This is a genomic window from uncultured Paraglaciecola sp., from assembly GCF_943787955.1.
Lineage (GTDB): Bacteria > Pseudomonadota > Gammaproteobacteria > Enterobacterales > Alteromonadaceae > Paraglaciecola.
Window position 1 is genome coordinate 1 of the sequence record NZ_CALSOK010000019.1, and the last position, 20802, is coordinate 20802.

23 protein-coding genes are annotated in these 20802 nt (G+C 39.4%); 13 read left to right on the forward strand and 10 right to left on the reverse strand.

The annotated features are described in order from the left end of the window. Positions 1–646 precede the first annotated feature (646 nt). On the forward strand, positions 647–1111 hold the full coding sequence (locus Q0Y52_RS16515; protein ID WP_297823553.1) for an EVE domain-containing protein: 465 nt from the start codon (positions 647–649) through the stop codon (positions 1109–1111). A gap of 35 nt (positions 1112–1146) precedes the next feature. Here Q0Y52_RS16515 and Q0Y52_RS16520 read toward each other — a convergent pair whose 3' ends face one another. The 3 genes from Q0Y52_RS16520 to Q0Y52_RS16530 all read right to left on the reverse strand — a co-directional run bounded on the left by Q0Y52_RS16520 (position 1147) and on the right by Q0Y52_RS16530 (position 3881). After that, positions 1147–2886, reverse strand: a complete 1740-nt coding sequence (locus Q0Y52_RS16520) for a DUF885 family protein (RefSeq protein WP_297823555.1) — start codon at positions 2884–2886, stop codon at positions 1147–1149. Between the two features lie 26 nt (positions 2887–2912). Beyond that, entirely contained in the window at positions 2913–3245 is a 333-nt protein-coding gene (locus tag Q0Y52_RS16525) for a DUF1820 family protein (RefSeq protein ID WP_297823556.1), read from the reverse strand. Positions 3246–3758: 513 nt separating this feature from the next. Beyond that, positions 3759–3881: a hypothetical protein gene (locus tag Q0Y52_RS16530; protein ID WP_297823558.1), complete on the reverse strand. Its 123-nt coding sequence runs from the start codon at positions 3879–3881 to the stop codon at positions 3759–3761. A 136-nt stretch (positions 3882–4017) separates the two neighbouring features. On the opposite strand from Q0Y52_RS16530, the gene Q0Y52_RS16535 reads away from it, so the two are divergent. After that, a complete protein-coding gene (locus Q0Y52_RS16535; protein ID WP_297823560.1) occupies positions 4018–4206 on the forward strand; it encodes a hypothetical protein in 189 nt (62 codons plus the stop codon). 63 nt (positions 4207–4269) lie between these two features. Continuing rightward, complete coding sequence (locus Q0Y52_RS16540; RefSeq protein ID WP_297823562.1) at positions 4270–5658, forward strand: M28 family metallopeptidase; 1389 nt, start codon at positions 4270–4272, stop codon at positions 5656–5658. 66 nt (positions 5659–5724) lie between these two features. Here the strand turns inward: Q0Y52_RS16540 and slmA are convergent, their stop codons facing one another. Then, positions 5725–6315, reverse strand: a complete 591-nt coding sequence (slmA, locus tag Q0Y52_RS16545; protein WP_297823564.1) for a nucleoid occlusion factor SlmA — start codon at positions 6313–6315, stop codon at positions 5725–5727. A 25-nt stretch (positions 6316–6340) separates the two neighbouring features. Then, positions 6341–7546: a bifunctional phosphopantothenoylcysteine decarboxylase/phosphopantothenate--cysteine ligase CoaBC gene (gene coaBC / locus Q0Y52_RS16550; protein ID WP_297823566.1), complete on the reverse strand. Its 1206-nt coding sequence runs from the start codon at positions 7544–7546 to the stop codon at positions 6341–6343. Positions 7547–7686: 140 nt separating this feature from the next. On the opposite strand from coaBC, the gene radC reads away from it, so the two are divergent. The 5 genes from radC to mutM all read left to right on the forward strand — a co-directional run bounded on the left by radC (position 7687) and on the right by mutM (position 10463). After that, positions 7687–8361, forward strand: a complete 675-nt coding sequence (gene radC, locus Q0Y52_RS16555; protein ID WP_297823568.1) for a DNA repair protein RadC — start codon at positions 7687–7689, stop codon at positions 8359–8361. A 301-nt stretch (positions 8362–8662) separates the two neighbouring features. After that, complete coding sequence (rpmB, locus tag Q0Y52_RS16560) at positions 8663–8899, forward strand: 50S ribosomal protein L28 (protein WP_007625404.1); 237 nt, start codon at positions 8663–8665, stop codon at positions 8897–8899. A gap of 11 nt (positions 8900–8910) precedes the next feature. After that, positions 8911–9066 (forward strand): 50S ribosomal protein L33, encoded by a 156-nt coding sequence (gene rpmG, locus Q0Y52_RS16565; protein WP_297823571.1) that lies wholly within the window; start codon positions 8911–8913, stop codon positions 9064–9066. A gap of 107 nt (positions 9067–9173) precedes the next feature. Next, positions 9174–9647, forward strand: a complete 474-nt coding sequence (locus Q0Y52_RS16570) for a hypothetical protein (protein WP_297823573.1) — start codon at positions 9174–9176, stop codon at positions 9645–9647. 3 nt (positions 9648–9650) lie between these two features. After that, positions 9651–10463, forward strand: coding sequence for a bifunctional DNA-formamidopyrimidine glycosylase/DNA-(apurinic or apyrimidinic site) lyase (gene mutM / locus Q0Y52_RS16575; protein WP_297823575.1), 813 nt, complete (start codon positions 9651–9653; stop codon positions 10461–10463). Between the two features lie 40 nt (positions 10464–10503). On the opposite strand, the gene coaD is transcribed toward mutM, so the two are convergent. The 3 genes from coaD to Q0Y52_RS16590 form a co-directional block, all read right to left on the reverse strand. Beyond that, positions 10504–10989 (reverse strand): pantetheine-phosphate adenylyltransferase, encoded by a 486-nt coding sequence (gene coaD / locus Q0Y52_RS16580; protein ID WP_297823577.1) that lies wholly within the window; start codon positions 10987–10989, stop codon positions 10504–10506. A gap of 80 nt (positions 10990–11069) precedes the next feature. Next, on the reverse strand, positions 11070–12101 hold the full coding sequence (locus tag Q0Y52_RS16585) for a CDP-glycerol glycerophosphotransferase family protein (protein ID WP_297823579.1): 1032 nt from the start codon (positions 12099–12101) through the stop codon (positions 11070–11072). Beyond that, a complete protein-coding gene (locus Q0Y52_RS16590; protein WP_297823581.1) occupies positions 12098–12493 on the reverse strand; it encodes an adenylyltransferase/cytidyltransferase family protein in 396 nt (131 codons plus the stop codon). Before Q0Y52_RS16590 ends, Q0Y52_RS16585 begins: the two co-directional genes overlap by 4 nt. Before the next feature lie 337 nt (positions 12494–12830). On the opposite strand from Q0Y52_RS16590, the gene Q0Y52_RS16595 reads away from it, so the two are divergent. Further along, on the forward strand, positions 12831–14198 hold the full coding sequence (locus tag Q0Y52_RS16595; RefSeq protein WP_297823583.1) for a capsule assembly Wzi family protein: 1368 nt from the start codon (positions 12831–12833) through the stop codon (positions 14196–14198). On the opposite strand, the gene Q0Y52_RS16600 is transcribed toward Q0Y52_RS16595, so the two are convergent. Further along, positions 14191–14916 (reverse strand): 3-deoxy-D-manno-octulosonic acid kinase, encoded by a 726-nt coding sequence (locus Q0Y52_RS16600; protein WP_297823585.1) that lies wholly within the window; start codon positions 14914–14916, stop codon positions 14191–14193. The genes Q0Y52_RS16595 and Q0Y52_RS16600 overlap by 8 nt on opposite strands. A gap of 108 nt (positions 14917–15024) precedes the next feature. Between Q0Y52_RS16600 and Q0Y52_RS16605 the strand changes: the two genes are divergently transcribed. Beyond that, positions 15025–16098: a glycosyltransferase family 4 protein gene (locus Q0Y52_RS16605; protein WP_297823587.1), complete on the forward strand. Its 1074-nt coding sequence runs from the start codon at positions 15025–15027 to the stop codon at positions 16096–16098. A gap of 11 nt (positions 16099–16109) precedes the next feature. Here Q0Y52_RS16605 and waaA read toward each other — a convergent pair whose 3' ends face one another. Further along, positions 16110–17423: a lipid IV(A) 3-deoxy-D-manno-octulosonic acid transferase gene (waaA, locus tag Q0Y52_RS16610; RefSeq protein WP_297823588.1), complete on the reverse strand. Its 1314-nt coding sequence runs from the start codon at positions 17421–17423 to the stop codon at positions 16110–16112. Positions 17424–17968: 545 nt separating this feature from the next. Between waaA and Q0Y52_RS16615 the strand changes: the two genes are divergently transcribed. The 3 genes from Q0Y52_RS16615 to glpE all read left to right on the forward strand — a co-directional run bounded on the left by Q0Y52_RS16615 (position 17969) and on the right by glpE (position 20782). Continuing rightward, complete coding sequence (locus Q0Y52_RS16615; protein WP_297823590.1) at positions 17969–19162, forward strand: glycine C-acetyltransferase; 1194 nt, start codon at positions 17969–17971, stop codon at positions 19160–19162. Beyond that, positions 19162–20187, forward strand: coding sequence for an L-threonine 3-dehydrogenase (tdh, locus tag Q0Y52_RS16620; protein WP_297823592.1), 1026 nt, complete (start codon positions 19162–19164; stop codon positions 20185–20187). The genes Q0Y52_RS16615 and tdh overlap by 1 nt, the downstream gene beginning before the upstream one ends. 265 nt (positions 20188–20452) lie before the next feature. Continuing rightward, a complete protein-coding gene (gene glpE / locus Q0Y52_RS16625; RefSeq protein ID WP_297823594.1) occupies positions 20453–20782 on the forward strand; it encodes a thiosulfate sulfurtransferase GlpE in 330 nt (109 codons plus the stop codon). The last annotated feature ends 20 nt before the right edge of the window (positions 20783–20802 follow it).

The window sequence follows — 20802 nt, forward strand, 5'->3', positions numbered from 1 at the left end:
TCCGTATGGGTAGCCCTTTTTTGTATCTGCAATTTAGTAAGGCTTGTGGCTTAATCGATTATGCATCTGAGCAGCTACAGGCAAAGCTTCTTTATCCTCCTTCAAAGTAGCACTGGTATGGCGCTGTAGAGTGCCTCGCACATTGCTGGAAGGCCACCCCCGCATACCCCCATTTAGAAGAAAGACCACTCGCAAATGTAGGCCTTTTTCTGTTTAAAAACTTGTAAGTCTAGTCCTGAATAGTTCAGATGAATTGAGAACCTATGTTTTTTTTGCTAACAAGATATGAGACCTCCCCATAATGAGAAGGACTGGAATCTTATTTGGCAGATGAACACATCATTTATATCGCCATTAAAAAAGTTTTATTAAAGCCTGATATAATTTGTCTATTTTAACGAAAAGTTACTTTTTACTGCCAGTTTATGTTGTCCAGAAATAACGTATTTGTGTTTTAAAACATCATATAGGAATGACATCAATGCTATTTTGGTGAGATATATACTAATTAAATTAATATCAGAAACGACTATGGTTGATTGTTAATTATCTGCTGTTACCTTTGTGTCTAGATTAAAATGGGGTGCGTCAATAGTTGTTGTGACGATCTTACTGTTCGATGAAATAAACTATTAGAGGATTACCTATGCAATATTGGCTATTTAAAACTGAGCCAGATGCATTTAGCATTGATGATTTAGCCAATATTCCAGATCAAACTGAACATTGGGATGGTATTCGTAACTATCAGGCCCGTAATTTTTTACGAGATAACGTGAAGATAGGTGATCTGGTATTTATTTACCATTCTAGTTGCAAAAATGTTGGTATCGTTGGTTTAGCTCAAGTGATTAAAGAGGGCTACCCTGATCACACACAATTTGATCCTGAGTCTCAATATTACGAACCCAAATCGCCAATAGATAATCCCAGATGGGTAATGGTTGATATACAATTTAAACAAAAATTTAAAGAAACTTTGGACTTAAAAACCATTAAGCAGATGACAAGTATTGAGCAGATTGGTCTAGTGAAAAAAGCAAATCGCCTATCTATTATGCCCGTGCAAAAACATGAGTTTGATTTATTACTAAAGGAATGCTTAATTTAAAACAGACTGCTTTGTATAGTAAGGTTATGTGAACCTTACTGTTGTTGTATAAATAGTTGGATATTTTCATCTAATACAGAAAGAGGTATCGACCCATGTTCCAGAACTGCTTGATGAAATTCCCGCAAATCAAAGTTTGCACCTAATGCTTCTTCTGCTTGGTTACGTAATCTTTTTATTGTTAGTTCACCAATTTTGTAAGACAACGCCTGTGCTGGCCAAGATATATAGCGATCGATCTCGGTAGTAACGTTATGTTCAGAAAGAGCTGTATTGTCCAACATATAGTTGATGGCTTTTTGTCTAGACCAACCTTTAACATGCATGCCAGTATCTACCACTAATCGACAAGCTCGCCACATTTCATAGCTCAAACGACCGAATTCATCGTAGGGGTCATCGTACATGTGCACTTCTTTACCTAAGAACTCTGCATATAATCCCCAACCTTCACCAAATGCTGAAATGTAGGTGTAGCGTCTTACGTCTGGGAGCTCTGTCATTTCACGAGACAAAGATATCTGTAGATGGTGACCAGGAACTGCTTCATGGAGAGTTAAAGCTGTGAGTGCGTATAGAGGTCGCTTATCAAGTGCAAATGTATTGACCCAATAGAAACCAGGTTGGCTGTCGTTAGCTGGGGAGATGTAACGACCCGTTGTATATTTTGGTGCAATATTTTCGGGCACAGGCTCTACACCGTATGGAGTGCGAGGCAAATAGTTGAATAATTGTGGAAGTTTTGCATCCATCTTTTTCGCAATATATGAGGCTTCTTTTATCAGCTCTTCGGCTGTTTGAGCATAAAACTTTTTATCAGTGCGCAAGTATTGAATAAACTGATTAATACTTCCGTCATATTTAAGTTGATTAATAATAGTCTGCATCTCAGCACGAATACGTTTAACTTCACCTAGGCCTAAGGTATGAATTTCATCTACTGACATTTGAGTTGTAGTATAAAAATCACTTTGATTCTGATAATAGGCCGCACCATTTGGTAAGGATATGGCGGAAATATTAGATTTTCCTTTTGGAATATATTCAGTAATTAAAAAATCAAAAAATTTTTGATACGCACTAAAAACATGGTTCGTAATTATTTTATTCGCTTCTTCCGTTAATTTTTGATGGTGAATGGAATCAATGCTGGCAGTCTTTAATTTATGAAAGGGTGCATAAAACACACTGTCTTCAGGTGAGTCATGTATAAAGCCTTTGACTGAATTTTCAAAACCTTGCAGCACTACCTTAGGTTGTATGAACCCGGTTTGTATGCCTTTTTTCATCCAATTAATCTGTTGCTCAAAATAAATCGGGAACTGTTCAAGACGTTCTAGATAATTTTGATAATCCACTAAGGTTTTAAAACGGCTAGAGCGTGGTAAAAAAGCTAAACCACTATGGAAGCTAGATTCCGATGTAAGCGGCATATAATGAGCATTAAAGCGATATTCATCTATTTTGTTCTGCAAATTCCTTTGTTGAATTAACAAGCTAATTTGCTCATTTCTGGTTAATTCAGTTTCATCTATAAAAGATAGCTTTTTTAAAAAGTCCTGAAATTGAGAGTCTCGTTTCTCCAGTGCATCAGGTGACATGTTAGCAAGTTTATTATCAAAATCATGTACGCCTTGGCTTGTTGCAAATATAGGACTAATAGATAAGTTATATTGCCAAATTTCATCAAGCAATGGCTGTAACTTAACCGATACAGTAGCAGAACATACATACGAAAAAAGACTCAATATTAGTAAACCGCAAAATGTTTTCATATTTCAACCTTGGTGAAAATAACTTTTTATTTAGGTGAGTTTCTGGGTGTATAAATCGGTGTAGGGAAGGCGGTTACTTTATCAGATAAAGCTGTGATTTTTGAGGTGCCTTGTTTCTTGACTTCATCGATACGTAAAATGCTATGCATAGGTACGTAAGTACGAGTAACGTCAGCAAACTCATCTTTTAGTTTTTCGTGACTAGGATCCAATACTAAACTGGTATGCGTATCCCAAACAAAGTCACCTATTTCGATAAACCCAAACATGCTGCCTTGGCAAACTTCACGCACGTAAAGTTCATAACGTTCACCACTAGCGATAAATTGGATGCGAAATAAATGCTTTTCACTGGACATAATAACTACTCAATATAATAAGCTACTTTTCTCATCTTAATAGACAGGGCTAAAAGTAGAAATAGTTTATGGAACTTAATAATGGTGATGGTCTGACTAATAGCAAGGTTAACAAAAACTTGTTTTAGAATATTATTATCGACCATTTAAGTCAGGGTATATCTATTAATAATTAGAAAGTAGTCCATTTGAGTTAACAGATAGATATATGGACTCTTGTCTAACAGTAAAAGGGTCTTATAAAGTTTGAGTGGCTAGTTATCACTCATCTGTATCATCCGTCAAAATAACATTAACGGTGTAACCTTAAACGTAACTAGTCAGCTGAAGTGCAGTTGATTTATATTTATACGAGCGTGCACGTGTCCTAACAATTGGAGGTTTTCTAAAAGCAAATAGAGTCAAGCCCTTGATGAAACTCAAAAGGTTGCATGATCTTATTTAGGTAAACAGTTTGAATGCGCTATGTAAAGAAAAGTCTACTTACTGCCAAACTTGATATAAAGCCCGGTATTATTGAAATCGGTCATCGGGAATGCCCTCATACATGATAGTACTATAATAAACATGCACCCAAAACGCATCAATGGCTTGTCTTAACACAGTATGGATTTTGTCTTGGGCTTTACGTGGCATGGTTGTCATATGACTTTAGCAGAGCAGAAGTTCTTGAAAAGTTCGTCGGGTTTAATTGTGTGTCAAGGTTGAAGTAGCTATGCATCTCGCTTAATGTGCAAGTTATAATACCTAACTAAAACAAGTGGGAAACAATATGAAGTTAAGTCTAGGCTTGGGAGCCATTTTGACAGCTGTGTTACTGGTTGCATGTCAACCAGAGCAAATTCAACAAATACCTGGAATATCTGCTGAGGCATCACGAATTAAGTCGCATCTTAGGTTTCTATCTGATGACTTATTAGAAGGCAGAGATACAGGTTCCAGAGGCCACGAAATCGCTTAGTTATATATTGCTGCTGAATTTGAAAAATATGGCTTAACACCAGCAGGTAACAATGACACTTATATGCAGAAAGTGAATTTTGTTCAGTCTTACATTGATCAATCTTCAATAAAATTGTCAATAAGGGGTTCAAAAGGTGATGTGACGCTTAGTTACCCTAAACATTTTCTCACTTACCCTGACGCTATAACAGAAACGACTAAGATGGCGGGCAAGTTAGTGTTTGTTGGTTACGGTATCGTAGCGCCTGAGTTGCAGCACAATGATTATCAAGATATGGATGTTAAAGGCAAAATAGTCGTCACCTTATCGGGTAAACCTAAGTCCTTCTCCAGTGAAGAGGGAGCACACTTTGGTTCAAGTCGAGAAAAGCTCCGTCATGCATCTGATAATGGCGCAGTGGGTTTTATCTCAATTAGTACTCCAAGGGCTGAAAAAGTGAGGCCGTATCAAAACCTATTAAACTTTTTACATACTCCAGTTGTTCGTTGGACAAACAAAGATGGACACCCTTCTGGCGTGTATCCACAAATTAAAGGTTCGGTATATCTGAGCAAAGAAGCGTCAGAGCTAGTATTTACAGATGCAGAGCAAAATTTAGAGCAAATTTATGCGATGTTGGAAAATGATCAGTCACCTAAGGGGTTTAATTTGCTTATGGAAATTCAACTTGAATCTAAAAGCACCCACAACTCTATAACTAGCCCCAATGTGGCTGCAATTTTAGAAGGTTCAGACCCTAGTCTTAAAAATGAATATGTGGTGTATTCTGCTCACTCTGACCATATCGGTTTTGCCAAAACGGTAAAAAAAGACAAGATTAATAATGGCGCTATGGATAATGCGACGGGGACTTCTGTATTAATGGAAACGGCAAGATTATTTAGTCAGCTCGACGAGCGCCCAAAACGATCCATTGTGTTTTTAGCTGTTACGGGTGAAGAAAAAGGTTTGTTAGGCTCAGACTACTATGCCCAAAATCCTACGGTACCCTTGGGTTCAATAGTGGCAAATGTGAATCTTGATATGCCAATACTGACTTATGAGTTTGCCGATGTCATCGCTTTTGGTGCCGATCATAGTGATATGAAAACTTCTGTGGCAAAAGCGGCTAAGAAAATTGGATTAGAGTTAAGCCCTGACCCGATGCCCGACCAAGCTCTATTTACTCGCTCTGATCACTACAGTTTTGTAAAACAAGGTATTCCTGCGGTATTTTTAGTGCCTGGTTTTAAATCAGTAGATCCTAAGATTGATGGCAGTGAGCAGTTTAATCATTTTCTTAAGACAAACTATCACAAGCCAAGCGATGATTTTAACCAAGCTTTTAATTGGAAAGCAGCAACTAAGTTTACTGAGGTGAATTATCATATAGGGTTGACATTGGCTAACCAGGTGCAACGTCCTAATTGGAATGATGGTGACTTTTTTGGAGAAACTTTCTCAAAATAGAATAAAAAATCCAAATTTGAATCAAAAAAGGGACACTAAAGAGTCCCTTTTTTGATTTATAGATACTTAAGAAAAAAACTGTCTATGAATTAACTGCCATTGTTCTGCAAAGTTATCAGTGGGTTTTTTGGTGAATTCACTGCGGATAAACTGATTGATACGACCATCTGCAAAACAAATTAACATGTTAGCTATGATGCCTTCTTCTGCAGGCAATGTTTTGCCTTCACGTAATTTACGTTCGCGCAATACTTGCTTCAACTGAGTTTCTAGGCGTTCGAACAATTGTGCAATGCGTTGTCTCAATCTGTCTTGCTCGCCCATTAATGCATCGCCATTTAAAATACGGGTTATACCAGGGTTTTTTTCAGCAAAACCCAAAATAAGATGCAATATAAGTTGGCAGCGAGTAGCGGTGTCTTTTTCTTCATTGATAATTTTGTTGATACGAGAAAATAAGGTTTCTTCAATAAACTCAATCAATCCCTCAAACATCCGTGCTTTGCTTGGAAAGTGACGGTATAACGCCGCCTCAGATACTCCAACATGAGCAGCTAGTTTAGCTGTAGTGATCCGTTGTCCTGGGTTGGTTTGTAACATGCTCGCCAGAGCTTGAAGAATTTGCGCACGGCGATTGGGGCGTTTTGTAGCTGGCATTCTGGATTCCTAGGCGAAAGTGGCGTCAGTCGTTAGAGTCTTCTATGTATCTTTGGGTTACTAGGTGCATTAACTGCATAGCCAGTAATTGCTTATCGGCAACATCTAGTTTTTTTTCACCCTTTGACCAAAATACCGTAAGTGCATTTTGCTCATTGTTAAAACCAATTGTACTATCAGATACGTCATTTGCAGCAATCATGTTGAGCTTTTTACGCTGTAATTTGCCTAAAGCATATTCTCGCAAGTTTTGGGTTTCTGCAGCGAAACCTAAAGTAAAAGGCGCATTCGTTAAATGTGCTACATCACTAAGAATATCAGGGTTTTTAACAAAAGTAAGCGTTAACTCACTATTTGATTTTTTGATTTTTTGATTGGATGTGTGTTGTACCCGATAATCGGCTACTGCGGCGCAACCTATAAAAATATCGCAGGTATGAGTCGTGTGCATGACCGCATCGTGCATCTGCTGTGCACTAGATACAGGTATTGTTTGAATATTAGCCGGCGGAAGTAAATTTACAGGGCCGCTAATTAAAGTCACTGTCGCCCCTAGCTCTTGTGCTGCAATCGCCAATGCATAACCCATTTTACCAGAGCTATGATTAGACAAATAACGCACGGGGTCTATTTCTTCACGAGTTGGGCCTGCGGTTATAGTAATACGTTTACCCGTCAACGTTTTTTCTGGTGTTTGTTGCCACAATAGATCTGCAATTTCTTGTGGCTCAAGCATTCGTCCAGGGCCGACATCACCACAGGCCTGTTCTCCTTGGGCAGGGCCTAAAAACTGTACTTTCCGTAATTCTAATGAATTTAAATTGGCCTGCGTTGCGTCGGCATTCCACATTTGTTGATTCATTGCTGGGGCTACGTAAATAGGTGCAGTTGTAGCAAGACATAAAGTAGACAATAAGTCGTCTGCTAAACCATGTGTTAATTTAGCCATAAAGTTAGCAGTGGCAGGGGCAATCAATAACTTATCTGCCCAGCGCGCTAGTTCAATATGTCCCATAGCCGCCTCTGCATCTTTATCTAATAAATTATCAGAAATTGAGTTGCCTGACACAGCTTGTAAAGCCAAAGGGCTAACAAATTCTTTAGCTGAATCGGTCATAACCACACGAACGTTTGCACCCTTGGCAACAAGCTTACGCACTAGATCTGGGGTTTTGTAGGCTGCGATGCCGCCAGTAATACCTAAAATAATATTTGTTTTATCGAGTTGCATGGGCTCTTTTTGACATGTTGCTGGGCCTGTTAAGCACATTATTGGCTTGAATAGCCTTCATTTGCTAGGCTTATTTTGAAGTTTTGTTAAGTATTAACTTAAAAACCGTAGCTGATTATTGACCGATAAGGCAAGGACGCATGAAAATTACGGATTGGCCCAAACAAGAACGCCCCAGAGAAAAGCTATTACTTAAAGGGGCCGCAACACTCTCCGATTCAGAACTATTGGCCATATTTCTTCGTACCGGCATTAAAGGTTATAGTGCTCTTGATCTTGCTAGAAAGCTACTTACAGAATTTGGAAGTTTACGCCGCTTACTTGGCGCTTCTGAACATGACTTTTGTCAAATAAAAGGATTAGGTCAGGCAAAATTTGCTCAACTACAAGCAAGCGTAGAAATGAGCCAACGTTTTATGGCTGAAACCTTGATTAAAACCGATGCCTTTAGCTCCGTAGAACAAACTCAAGCGTATTTAATGGGCAAATTAAGAGACCAACCCCATGAAGTATTTGCTATGTTACTACTCGACAGCCAACATCGACTCATAAAATATCGCCCTATGTTTTATGGCACAATTGATAGCGCATCAGTTTATCCTCGAGTTTTAGTGCAACAAGCATTAATCGACAATGCCGCTGCGGTGATCCTCGCCCATAATCACCCTTCAGGTATTGCAGAGCCAAGCCAGGCAGATAAAAGTATCACCAAACGTGTTATTGCCGCCTTTAACCTAATGGATATTAAAGTGCTCGATCACTTCGTGATTGGAGATGGAACAGCTGTATCGCTTGCGCAAAGAGGTTTGCTTTAGACAATCGATAATAATTAGATATTTTGTATTTTTAATTAGTTATATTTTGCTTTAAAAGTGAAGTGTTTACGTATTCGTTATCACGGGAAAAAAACAAGAATTGGGCTAAAAACTTAGCATAGACAGGTAATTATGCCGACAAGCGACGAAAGAGTTGCTTTTCTACACATTATTCTTGAACTCATCCCTAGTTTACTGTATAAAATGCGCCCTCTTGTTAATAGCGTTAGCTGACTCGTAGATTGATTACGATTAAACATGAGTCAGAGCTAAATTTTTAGATTGTTTGGAGACAAAGGCCATGGCCAAAGTATGTCAAGTTACAGGCAAGCGTCCAGCGGTAGGTAATAATCGCTCTCACGCAAAAAATTCGACCCGTCGTCGTTTTTTGCCGAACCTTCAATCCCACCGTTTTTGGGTTGAAAGTGAAAACCGTTTCGTGAAATTACGTTTATCTGTTAAAGGTATGCGTATTATTGATAAAAAAGGTATTGATACAGTATTGTCTGATATGCGTGCCAACGGTGTTAAAGTTTAAGGAAGCAGATTATGCGCGAAAAAATTAAATTAGTGTCTAGTGCTGGTACAGGCTTTTATTACACTACAGATAAAAACAAACGTAATATGCCTGGCAAAATGGAGATCAAAAAGTTTGATCCTAAAGTTCGCCAGCACGTTTTGTTTAAAGAAGCCAAAATCAAATAAATTTATTGTTTTTGTCTCCTGAAGAACCCGGCTTTTGTCGGGTTTTTTGCAATTACATCTTATGTCATAATCCCTCACACCTTATTTTATTCGGTTTTAATTTTCACATGATCAAGCTATCACAGCGCGCTTGGAATAATGTCATCATTGTCAGTATGCTAATACTGATCATGTTATTCAATTTTAGCAGCCTTTTTTTAAGTGATGGGGACAGCAATGCTCCATCATTGCTTACGCTTGTGGCCCCTAACATGACCATCACGACTATGGCGTTTGAACAAGAAAAAGTAGAACGAATTGGTCAAGGCTGGCGAACAACTTCTGGGAAATATGGTAGAAAGTATAGTAATGAAGAGCTTGTAAGCTTAGTCGAACAATGGACCAATGCTAATATCAGCTTATTTGATGGAAACTCTAATGGGCAGTCGCCTTTATCAACAGTGCAACTCTGGTTTGCTGGGCAAGCATTGCCCATTGACTATCATTTTATGCAACTTGAGGATAAAACCTTAGTGAAAATAAACAAACAAATATACCTGCTAATCAGCCCCAGTTATCAAATGTTAACCCTATCAGAGTAAAACATGCCTGAATTACCAGAAGTCGAAGTAAGTCGGTTGGGTATTAGCCCTCACCTTGAAAATCAAGTTATTCAAACAATCATTGTGCGCAAACGTCAATTACGCTGGCCTATTCCAATGGATATACACCAAGCCGAAGGTTTAGTTATCACTTCAATCCGTCGCCGCGCTAAGTATTTGTTATTAGACACCAGTAAAGGCAGCATTGTTTTACATTTGGGCATGTCAGGCAAACTGTGTGTGGTAGATTGCGATACAGAAGTGAAGAAGCATGATCATTTGGATATCGTGATGCAAAATGGTGTGTGTTTGCGATTTAATGATGCGCGAAGGTTTGGATCTTGTTTATGGCAAGGTTGTAATGAACCCACACTAAGTTTATTGGCATCACTGGGTCCAGAGCCATTAACTGACAATTTTGATGGAAACAGGTTGTATGAGTTGTCTCGTAGTAAATCTGTCGCTGTAAAGAAATTTATTATGGACAATAAGGTGGTGGTGGGAGTAGGAAACATTTACGCCAATGAATCGTTATTTATTGCAGGTATTGATCCGCGTAAGCAGGCCAGTAAAGTAACTAAAAAACGTTATATGCAATTGGCGGACATTATTAAAAAAGTCTTGGCAAGCGCCATTGAACAAGGTGGCACTACCCTCAAAGACTTTGTGCAAGCAGATGGACAACCAGGCTATTTTTCACAACAACTGCTGGTTTATGGTCGTGCGGGTGAAAATTGCGATGCGTGTCTGTCGCCCATTAAATCAGTAAACATTGGGCAACGTAATACTTTTTACTGTGGGACCTGTCAGCGCTAAGAGGGAGCCCTCAGCGTTGGTAAATAGCCCCTTAACGGGTCTATTTGTTATGTAGCTTTTGTTGCAACGCATCAATTACTGCAGGGTGACAGAATTCGTTTACCCGACCTCTGTGTAAAGCCACTTCTTTGACTAAGGTGGATGAAATAAAGGAATTTTCTTCAGCGGGTGTCATAAATACGCTCTCAAGATCAGGGTTGAGTCTTCTATTCATATTCGCTAGCTGAAACTCATATTCAAAATCAGATACAGCACGAAGCCCACGAACGAGAACACTCGCTCCTTGGTTCTCAGCAAAATCAGCCAGTAACCCTTTAAAACCAATCACTTCTACATTATCCAAATGTGCCGTCACTTGTTTAATGAGTTCGACTCGTTCTTCTAAGCTAAATAGAGGCTGTTTGCTGGGGTTAGAAGCTACGCCGACAATCACTTCGTTAAACATTTTGGCTGCACGTTCAATTAGGTCTGCATGACCATTAGTAACAGGGTCAAATGTACCCGGATATATCGCTTTTCTGTGCATAATTGACCTTATTACTTGATTTCTTTTAGGCTAACCCGATTGAGATGAATTTTACTAATTTATTTGTATTATGGTGTATATCAAACTTTCCAATAGTCGAGTTTTTTTCGCATCTTAAGTTTTCGCAATAAATTACGTGGTTTGGTTTTTAATTCTTTAGGTGGTGATTGGATTGTTTTCTCAGTGGCATCTAGTACCCTGGCTGAAGAATTGCCGTCAAAATAAGGATGCATCAAATTAGTATTATGTTGGATTGTTTTAAGCAGCGATGGGTCTGCCTTTAAGGCTTGTTCTATTGCCGAAAATAAATCTTTTGCCTCAGATATATTTAATAAATGTGATTCTGGCTCTTTATTATTGAAAGTAACAATTGGTTTGTTGAGTAAACCAAATTCAGTAATAATTGACGAAGTATCAGATACGATCACGTCTGCTACTTGTAGTATAGGAGCGAGCTCTGATGTTTCAATTACATGCAGGTTGTCACAGCTTATGTTTTGATATTGTTGAACTAGGTTTTTTGCCATTTTTGGATGAAACTTAATTATCCACTGCCAATCCTGATGGGTCTTAGCTAATAAAGTAATGTCATCAAATAAAGCCGTTGCAGATGTTAATGCCGGTGAAAAAGTAGGAGCATAAAGTATTGTTTTCACATTACGTCTATTTAGCCAGTCGTATGCTGTGGCATTAAATAAGGTATCTGTTTTCGGCCAACCTGTTTCTATTACTGTGAAATGTGGATGAGTTGCACGTATCTGTTCGAATCGTTGAGTGAAAAAAGGACCTTGGGTGCAATACAAGTCAAAACACCCTCGCTCTCGAAAATGCCCTTTTTTCTTCCATTCAAAACCATGAAAGACTTGCACTTTTAAACCAGGAATAAAATCTGGCACTAAGTTTCCGGGTACGAAAACAGCTCTAGGATTATAATTAACTACTTGTTTTATTGTGACTAATATATTTTCATCTGGATCAAAATAATCAGAATTTATTTCGTCACCATCTACAAACCATGCCACATCGTGGCCGCGACGGCGAATTTCTTGTTGCAGTGGACGTAATATTTCAAAGGCATAATTGTGAGCTACATAAAATAGATAGTGCCTCACATTGTTTCCTTGATTATCTCAATGACTTCAGTTGTGGAGATAGAAGGGGTACGAGGTAAGTATACTACCTGACAATAATGTTTTAAATGGTCAAATCGGCCTTGCCAGTCATCACCCATAACTAAAATATCTGCATTCTTTGAAGTAATGTATTCAGCTTTCAAGTCCATTGAATCTTCCACGAATACATCGTCAACAAACCTTAGAGAAGAGATGATTTCCAATCGACTTTTTAGAGGATAAATAGGCTCTCGACCTTTTTTATTTCTATTAAGCTCGTCAGAGGATACGCCTACTATTAAGTGGCTTCCTAGTGACCTTGCGCGCTTAAGCAATTTTATATGCCCGATGTGTAATACATCATATGTACCAAATGTTATGATTCTACTCACTGTTCACCTATTAATTAATAAACTGACGTTCTATTAAAGCCTTAACTCAAGCCCATTGTTCTTAGCATTCGTACAATATATTCCGTATGATATCGGTTAGTTAGAGATTAGTAAAAGCCGCTGTTCGGCATTAACGGAATGACTTATACGCTGAGTCATTCCGTTAATGTGTTTAAAGGTCGGTTATATTCGTGGGCAGTGCCCAAGGCGAAAAGATATTTTATTGGGGATAATGTTGTTAAAAGTTCGACAGAGACATTTTTACTGTTTTTATATTTGTTTATTTTGGTCAATTAAGGGGTGGTGTTCTCCCTGGATTGGTACACTTGAACCACAATTGCACCAAGACTTACAAGTGTTAGTGGAGTGGGGGGTGATAGATGCATCAGTGAGCAGTTACCCTGTTCCTTGGAAAGGTATTGCAAAGCAGTTAGAAAAACTTCAGGTACACACTCTTCCGAGTATTCCTGCCATCTCTGCGCAGCGATTGAAACATTATCTACAAACCCATAAAAAACAAAAGGGTCATTCTGTTATCAGCCTCTATGGCGCAAAAGACGACAGCAGGTTTGTGGGGGGGGAAAGTGTACAGGCCGGAAAAGTCAAACTAAATGTAATTAAAGAGTTTTATGCTGGCCGTTGGGCTGGGCAAATATCGACTAACTATGAACGCGGTGGGGGAAGTCACTTTGACCAAAGTTTTTTGGCTTATCAATTTGGTGATTGGAATCTACGGGTGGGTTCATTGAACCAGTGGTGGGGGCCAGCACAATCCAGCAGTCTGATTATGTCTAATAATGCTAGGCCTGTTCCCTCTATAAGCTTTTCTCGCTCCCAAGCCATACGTTCTGAAAATAAGTGGTTGCGGTATCTTGGTCCTTGGTTTCTGACTGTGCAAATTGGACAATTAGAAAGTCAAAGAGCCATGCCAGATAAAAAGCTATGGATGACGCGTTTTAATTTCAGTCCAATTTCTGGTTTAGAGTTGGGGTTGTCTTGGAGTGCAATTTGGGGCGGTAAAGAGCAGCCTCATTCCATCAGTGATTGGTTAAGGGTGGTGACCTTTCAAACCCAATGTGCAAACGGTGCGGCGACTTGTGAGTATACATTAGATTCCAAACTAGGTAACCATCTTGCAGGCTTGGATTTCAAATACAGCGTGATGTTGTTCAATAGGCCTTTTAACATTTATGGACAACGTATTGGTGAAGATGCGGTTGATTATTATCGTGTAACTGATAATGCAAATTTGATTGGTTTATCAACTTACCTTTGGGGTCATAAAGTGTTTATCGAGTCTAGTGATACCAATGTTGCTTGCTCCCATGTCGGTACTAATGAAAAAAAATGTTACTATGAGTATGAGATTTATCAATCAGGCTATCGTCGATATGGCCGTGCTATCGGTAGTAGTTTTGATAGTGATTCGAAGATGCTCACGCTAGGTATCAATAAAAACTATCACAATGGCGATTTTTTCGAACTGGTACTTAATCGCTTAATACTCAATAAATATGAGGGCACGCCTTCACCGATATTAAGTGATATGAGTGAGGAAGTGATCAGGTTAAGCGGCTTTTATCAAGCAGCTTATGGTAATTGGTTAGTCAAATTTGGTGCAAGCATTGAGCATGGAAAAGTGGACGATGCTGATTCAAAAACCGATAAATTGGTGTTTTCGGAGATTAAATATCGGCTTAATTAGCTACTGCTGCTGTGTTATAGGCAGTCATTAGGATTTTCCAATTAGGCAGTTGCCAATGAATATTATGTAATCTTTTTTCTTTTTCAAACGAACGTTTTAGACGCGCGATATTTGATTCCTTCCAATTATTACCTTGTTTAATTCCGCATTTATCAAAATCAATTAACCAAACGCCATACTCGGCATCAAGCATAATATTATGAATATTTAAATCGTGATGATAAATTTGATGATTATGAAATTTGGCAATAGTGTGACCTATTTTTTGGTATACATCTGCGGCAATGCTTTTTTCTAGTAAAATGTGATGTAAGTCTTGGGCATAAGGAATTCTTGTTGTAATAATATCGGCCTGATAGTAGAAACCGTGTTTAGTGACCATTGCTGCGCTCGGTTTAGGAGAAGACAAACCCAGTGTTTGCATATGCTGCAGTAGCCTAAATTCTTGCCATGCACGGGATTGCTCAAGACCTGTGTACAGATATTGATCGCTCAGCACTTTTCCAATCAACCCGCCACGGCGATAATGACGTAAAACATATTCACTTTTGTCATGTTGAAAAAAATAGGTGATGCCACGACCTTTGGATTGGCCGGTTATGGCATTTTGTGTCTGCCAGTATTGCCCTGTAAAGTTTGGGGGGGTAGGCTCAGGAAAATGTTCTTTATCAAATAAAATGACATGTGAGTTTATAATTTTTTGCTGAATAGTAACCATGTTATAATTTTGAATCAGAAGTGATGAGTGTATTGTATACATATTACTTAGGGAAGTGCAGGTCCAAGTAGCTGTTTTGTGTTTCAACAAATTGAGTAATTTCCATCTATGAATAATCACGTTTCTAATGAAGCGCACTCAGGCGAAATTGAATTAATTATTGGTAACTCCAATTCAAATTTTTCAGGTGTGACATCCACTATGCTGCAAGTGATGTCCTATCAAAAAGGGCTAATTAACTTACGCATCATGGGGCCACATTTTTTACCTGATCAAGCTTTAGCTATTAGTTTTTGGCAAACAGCAAAAATGTGTCGAAGACAACTCAGAAATGGCAAGTGGCGTATTTTTCATGCTCGCCGCGTCGATGAAATGATCCAAGGTATATTATTGAAATACCTGTTTAGAGCAAAAATTAAGCTAGTGTTTAGTTCGGCCGCACAGCGCAAACGTTCAGCATCAACTGTGTGGTTAACCCGAAAAATGGACGCTGTGATTGCGGTAAGTAAAAGGTCAGCGGGATTTTTATGTGATCCCCCAAACTTAGTCAACCCCCATGGCGTGCAAGTTAATGATTATTTACCTGCTAAAGATAAACAGCAAGCATGGGCTGAATTAGGCTTTGGAGGTAAATATGGCATTGGAATTTTAGGTCGCGTCAGACAACAAAAAGGGGTGCACTTGTTTGTTGAAGCCTGCATTGAACTGTTTGATAAGTATCCTGATTACCATTGTGTGGTTGTTGGCGCAATTTCACCAAGCAACAAAGAGTTTGTCGAGCAGTTAAAAACCAAGGCGGCACAGGCTGATATGGCTGATAGGATCACTTTCACCGGTGAGCTTCCATTTGAACAAATACCCACAATATTTAGTGCACTGTCTTTGGTTGCAGCGTTGAGTGATAATGAGGGATTTGGTTTAACTGTTTTGGAAGCCATGAGCAGCGGAGCAGCGGTATTGGCAACAGAAGCCGGCGCTTGGGAGGAAATTGTTCGTCCAGGTGTAGATGGTTATATTGTGCCTGTGAATGATCAACAAGCCGTGACTGACAAAATGGATTTATTATTATCGAATACCAAAAAACTTGCAAAAATGGGTATTGAGGGGCGTAAAAGAGTCGAGGACAGTTACCGTGTGGAAGACGAAGCAACACGTTTAATCGCGTTTTTTCGTAGCTTATAATAGGGATACAATTAATAAGACTGGTAAACAGTAAGGACATCTAGGGTTTTTTGAATCGCACCACTGTTATCTGTTAACGCTTGTTTGCCCGCATCACCTGCAAATTTTCTTTGTTGAGGGTTGTCTAACCATTTTTTACAAGCAGATTCAATTTGCTGAGCATCTGTCACTGTGAGCAATGCGCCACTATAGGCTAAGGCTTGGCAAATAGCAGGGTTATTGTAAGTCGACTCACCCATCAATATTGGCACACCTAAAGCCGCAGGCTCCAATGCATTGTGCCCACCTCTATCAGCCAAACTGCCGCCTACAAAACTGATGTCCGCTAATGCGTAGATGGAACGCAACATCCCCATTTGATCGCACAATAGTACTTGAGAATTGGTCTGACATGGTTTTTCTTCGCTCATCAAAACTGTTTCAATATTTTGTGTTTGAAGCAGTTGATGAACTTTACCAAAGCGGTGAGGATGGCGAGGGACAATAATTAATAATAATGCCGGGTAATGTATTACCAACGCTAAATAGGCATCCAGTAAAATTTGTTCCTCCGGTTCATGGGTGCTACCGGCCACTATGAGTAAACGCTGTTCTAGTACAAATTTTGTTTTAATTGTGTGACTTAGCGCAATGTCTTGAGCGGAGATAGTCAAATCGAACTTAATATTATTGGTCAAGGTTAGCTTGTCAGGATTTACCCCAAGGGTCATGTAGTTCTGATAATCTCTTTGGTCTTGGGCACAGATGGCAGTGATTTTTTCGAACATAGGTTGAAATAACGAAGGGTATTTTTGATAAGTTTTAGTCGACTTTTCGCTCATCCTACCGTTTATAATAAGAATAGGGATATTCGAACACCAACATTGATGACATAAATTCGGCCACAATTCCATTTCATTAATGAGTACTTTGGTTGGTTGTTTTATCTTTAGGAAAAGTTTTATACAAAGTGGGAAATCATAAGGTAAATAAGCATGTTCAACACGACTTGCAAACAACTGTTTCACCCTATCAGCACCTGTGGTGGTATTCGTGGTGATGGTAATGCGTTGGTTGGGATTATTATTTAATAGTTGTTCAACTAAATTTTGTATTGCCACTACTTCACCCACCGACGCACAGTGGATCAGGGGGCCATTCTTATGGTTAGCTTGCTTTGATGTAAAACCATAGCGTGACAGACGGGCTTCTGTATATCCAGGTTTGCGTTTGATAAGTTGGTAAACAAAGTGACAAAAGGCAAAGGGAATAATCAGTAGCCATAATAATGAATAACCGAGTAACACAATTTGCTGCTTGGTACTGGGTTTAAAAGTCTTGGTCATGGTTTCTGCGTGTAGGTGAGAGTATATAAACAAAGTTTACTTTATCAGATTCTGTCAAATTGAAAAGTGCCATTAGTTCAACATTAGCCATGCTGTAGTTAATCTGTCAGACTGAATCGTAATTAATTTTTACCAAAGTATAGCTATTTTTAAAACTCATTTAGTGTGAAAGTGTACTCTGGTAGGAGTGCGCTTTTGGATCACATTTTTCAACAGATTCAGTTGATTCTGTTTGCTGGTTTGGACTGTCTATTATCTGTAGTCTTTTAGACTGATAGTCAGATGCTGTGGTGCGAGTTGTGGTGAAATCCTAAGTTGAAGCTAAAGAACTGAGCGTTGAACAAATACGAAGCATTTTACCCTCCGCCCAATACCATATAGCGATTTATACTTTTATTTTATCTGACAGAAATATTTAACAAACTTTTGACCTATAGTGTAAAAAAAATTTGCCACTTGCATATAACTTTCTGTTCTAAAAATTATCATTCATCATATTGAATATATATGATCCGCTTATTTTCGTCCCATACATAGGATTACCCATGAAAAATGACTTTTATATTCGCTTGGCACAGCAAATTGAAGATACTAAGGCACAAGGGCTATACAAAAATGAACGCATTATTACATCAAGCCAACAAGCTGATATTGAAGTTAATCATGAGCAAAAAGTACTTAACTTCTGTGCCAATAATTATTTAGGATTAGCCAATCATCCAGAGCTGATAAATGCTGCAAAAGCAGGCTTAGATAGTCACGGGTTTGGTGTGGCATCGGTACGATTTATTTGTGGGACGCAGGATATTCACAAGCAGTTAGAAGCAACCATAAGTGACTTTTTAGGCACACAAGAAACTATTCTTTATCCTTCTTGTTTTGATGCCAACGGTGGATTATTTGAAACTATTTTAGATGCTGAAGATGCCATTATCTCTGACTCACTGAACCATGCAAGTATCATTGATGGGGTGAGATTATCTAAAGCTAAACGTTATCGTTACGCAAATAACGATATGCAAGCTTTAGAGGCGCAGCTTATTCAAGCTGACGCAGATTGCGCGCGCACTAAGCTGATTGCCACGGATGGGGTGTTCTCTATGGATGGTGTGATTGCAGACTTGGCCGCAATATGTGATTTGGCCGATAAATATCAAGCGTTGGTGATGGTCGACGATTGCCATGCTACTGGGTTTGTTGGTGAAAATGGTCGGGGTAGCCACGAATATTGTGATGTGATGGGGCGAGTGGATATTTTAACCGGTACCTTGGGTAAAGCCCTAGGCGGTGCGTCTGGTGGATATACGTCAGGCAAAAAAGAAGTCGTTAATTGGCTACGTCAGCGCTCTCGCCCGTATCTGTTTTCAAACTCTGTTGCACCGCCAATTGTTGCCGCATCTATAAAAGTGTTTGAAATGATGCAACATGGTGATGCGCTGCGAAAACAGTTAATCGACAACACTGCACATTTTCGCCAGAGAATGTCAGCTGCGGGTTTTACACTTTCTGGCAAAGATCATGCGATCATTCCTGTGATGTTAGGTGATGCGAAGTTGGCCAGCGATATGGCGGATAAAATGTTGCAAAAAAGCGTCTACGTCGTGGGGTTTTCTTTCCCTGTAGTGCCCAAAGGACAAGCGCGGATCCGCACCCAGATGTCTGCTGCCCATAGTCTTGAACAAGTTGATTTTGCAGTCGATGCTTTTATTGAAGTCGGCAAAGAGTTGGGAGTCATCTGATGAAAGCGTTAGCCAAGTTACACTCAGAAAAAGGCATTTGGATGACTGAGTGTGAAAAACCAACCGTTGGTCACAATGATTTACTAATTAAAATTCATAAAACCGCAATTTGTGGTACTGATATGCATATCTACCAATGGGACGAATGGGCACAAAAAACTATTCCTGTGCCTATGGTTGTTGGCCATGAGTATGTCGGTGAAGTAGTAGATATTGGCCAAGAAGTGCGCGGCTTTGCACTAGGCGATAGAGTGTCTGGCGAAGGGCATATCACTTGTGGTCATTGCCGAAATTGCCGTGCAGGTCGTCGCCACTTATGTAGAAATACCACTGGAGTGGGAGTCAACAGGCAAGGTGCCTTTGCCGAGTATTTGGCTATACCTGCATTTAATGCATTTAAAATTCCGCATAATATATCCAGTGACTTAGCCGCCATTTTTGACCCTTTTGGCAACGCGGTACACACAGCTTTATCATTTGATTTGGTTGGCGAAGACGTTTTGATAACAGGCGCAGGGCCTATTGGTATAATGGCTGCTGCTGTGGCGCGCCATGTTGGCGCAAGAAATGTGGTCATCACAGATATAAATGAGTATCGACTAGATTTAGCCACTAAAATGGGCGCCACTCGTGCGGTGAATGTATCTAATACTCAGTTGCAAGATGTGATGAATGAATTAGGTATGACCGAAGGTTTTGACGTGGGCCTTGAGATGTCAGGTGTGCCAGTGGCATTGCGTGATATGCTCGATAAAATGAACAATGGTGGCAAAATAGCGATGTTAGGTATCCCACCTAACGATGTAGCGATAGATTGGAATCAAGTGATTTTCAAAGGTCTGATGATAAAAGGCATTTATGGCCGTGAGATGTTTGAAACATGGTATAAAATGGCTAGCCTGATCCAAGGAGGGTTAGATTTAAAGCCTATGGTAACCCACCAATTTGCTATTGATGATTTTCAGCAAGGTTTCGATGTTATGGGGTCCGGCCAATCTGGTAAGGTGATCCTAAATTGGCAATAGAGTTAACCTATAAGCGAGATAAGCAGCGCTGCTCAACACCGCTATTTAGCCCATGTCTTCGTTTTAATTTCTGGTAATAGTGCACAATTACGTATGAAAATGAGCCCCGATAATCACTAAAATTTTGATGTTGAGTCACACTTGGGTAGTTTAACAACGTGAACGTTATGTAACAGCTTGAATTTATGATAGTTTAATTGGATACCTTCGACACTCATTATCCCGAGTTCAGGTTAACAATAAATTTTTGAGGAGAGTCATCTAGATGGAGCAATTTGCCCATATATCTGTGCAACAGGCACAACAAAAACTGTCTGAAGGTATTGTACGAATTGTCGATATTCGCGACGACGCTGCTTTTGCAGCGGGTCATATTAAAAATTCTACTCACTTAACCAATGGTTCGCTGAGTAGTTTTATGACTGATGTGGAATTTGATACGCCTGTGATTGTTTGTTGTTACCACGGTATTAGCAGTCAACAAGCAGCGCAGTTTTTAATTCACCAAGGTTTTGAAGAGGTATATAGTCTAGACGGTGGATTTGAGGCGTGGCGTCAAGACCAGTCTTTTGAAGTTTCACATCCAGATGTTTAAAGATTATAGGAAGTATAATA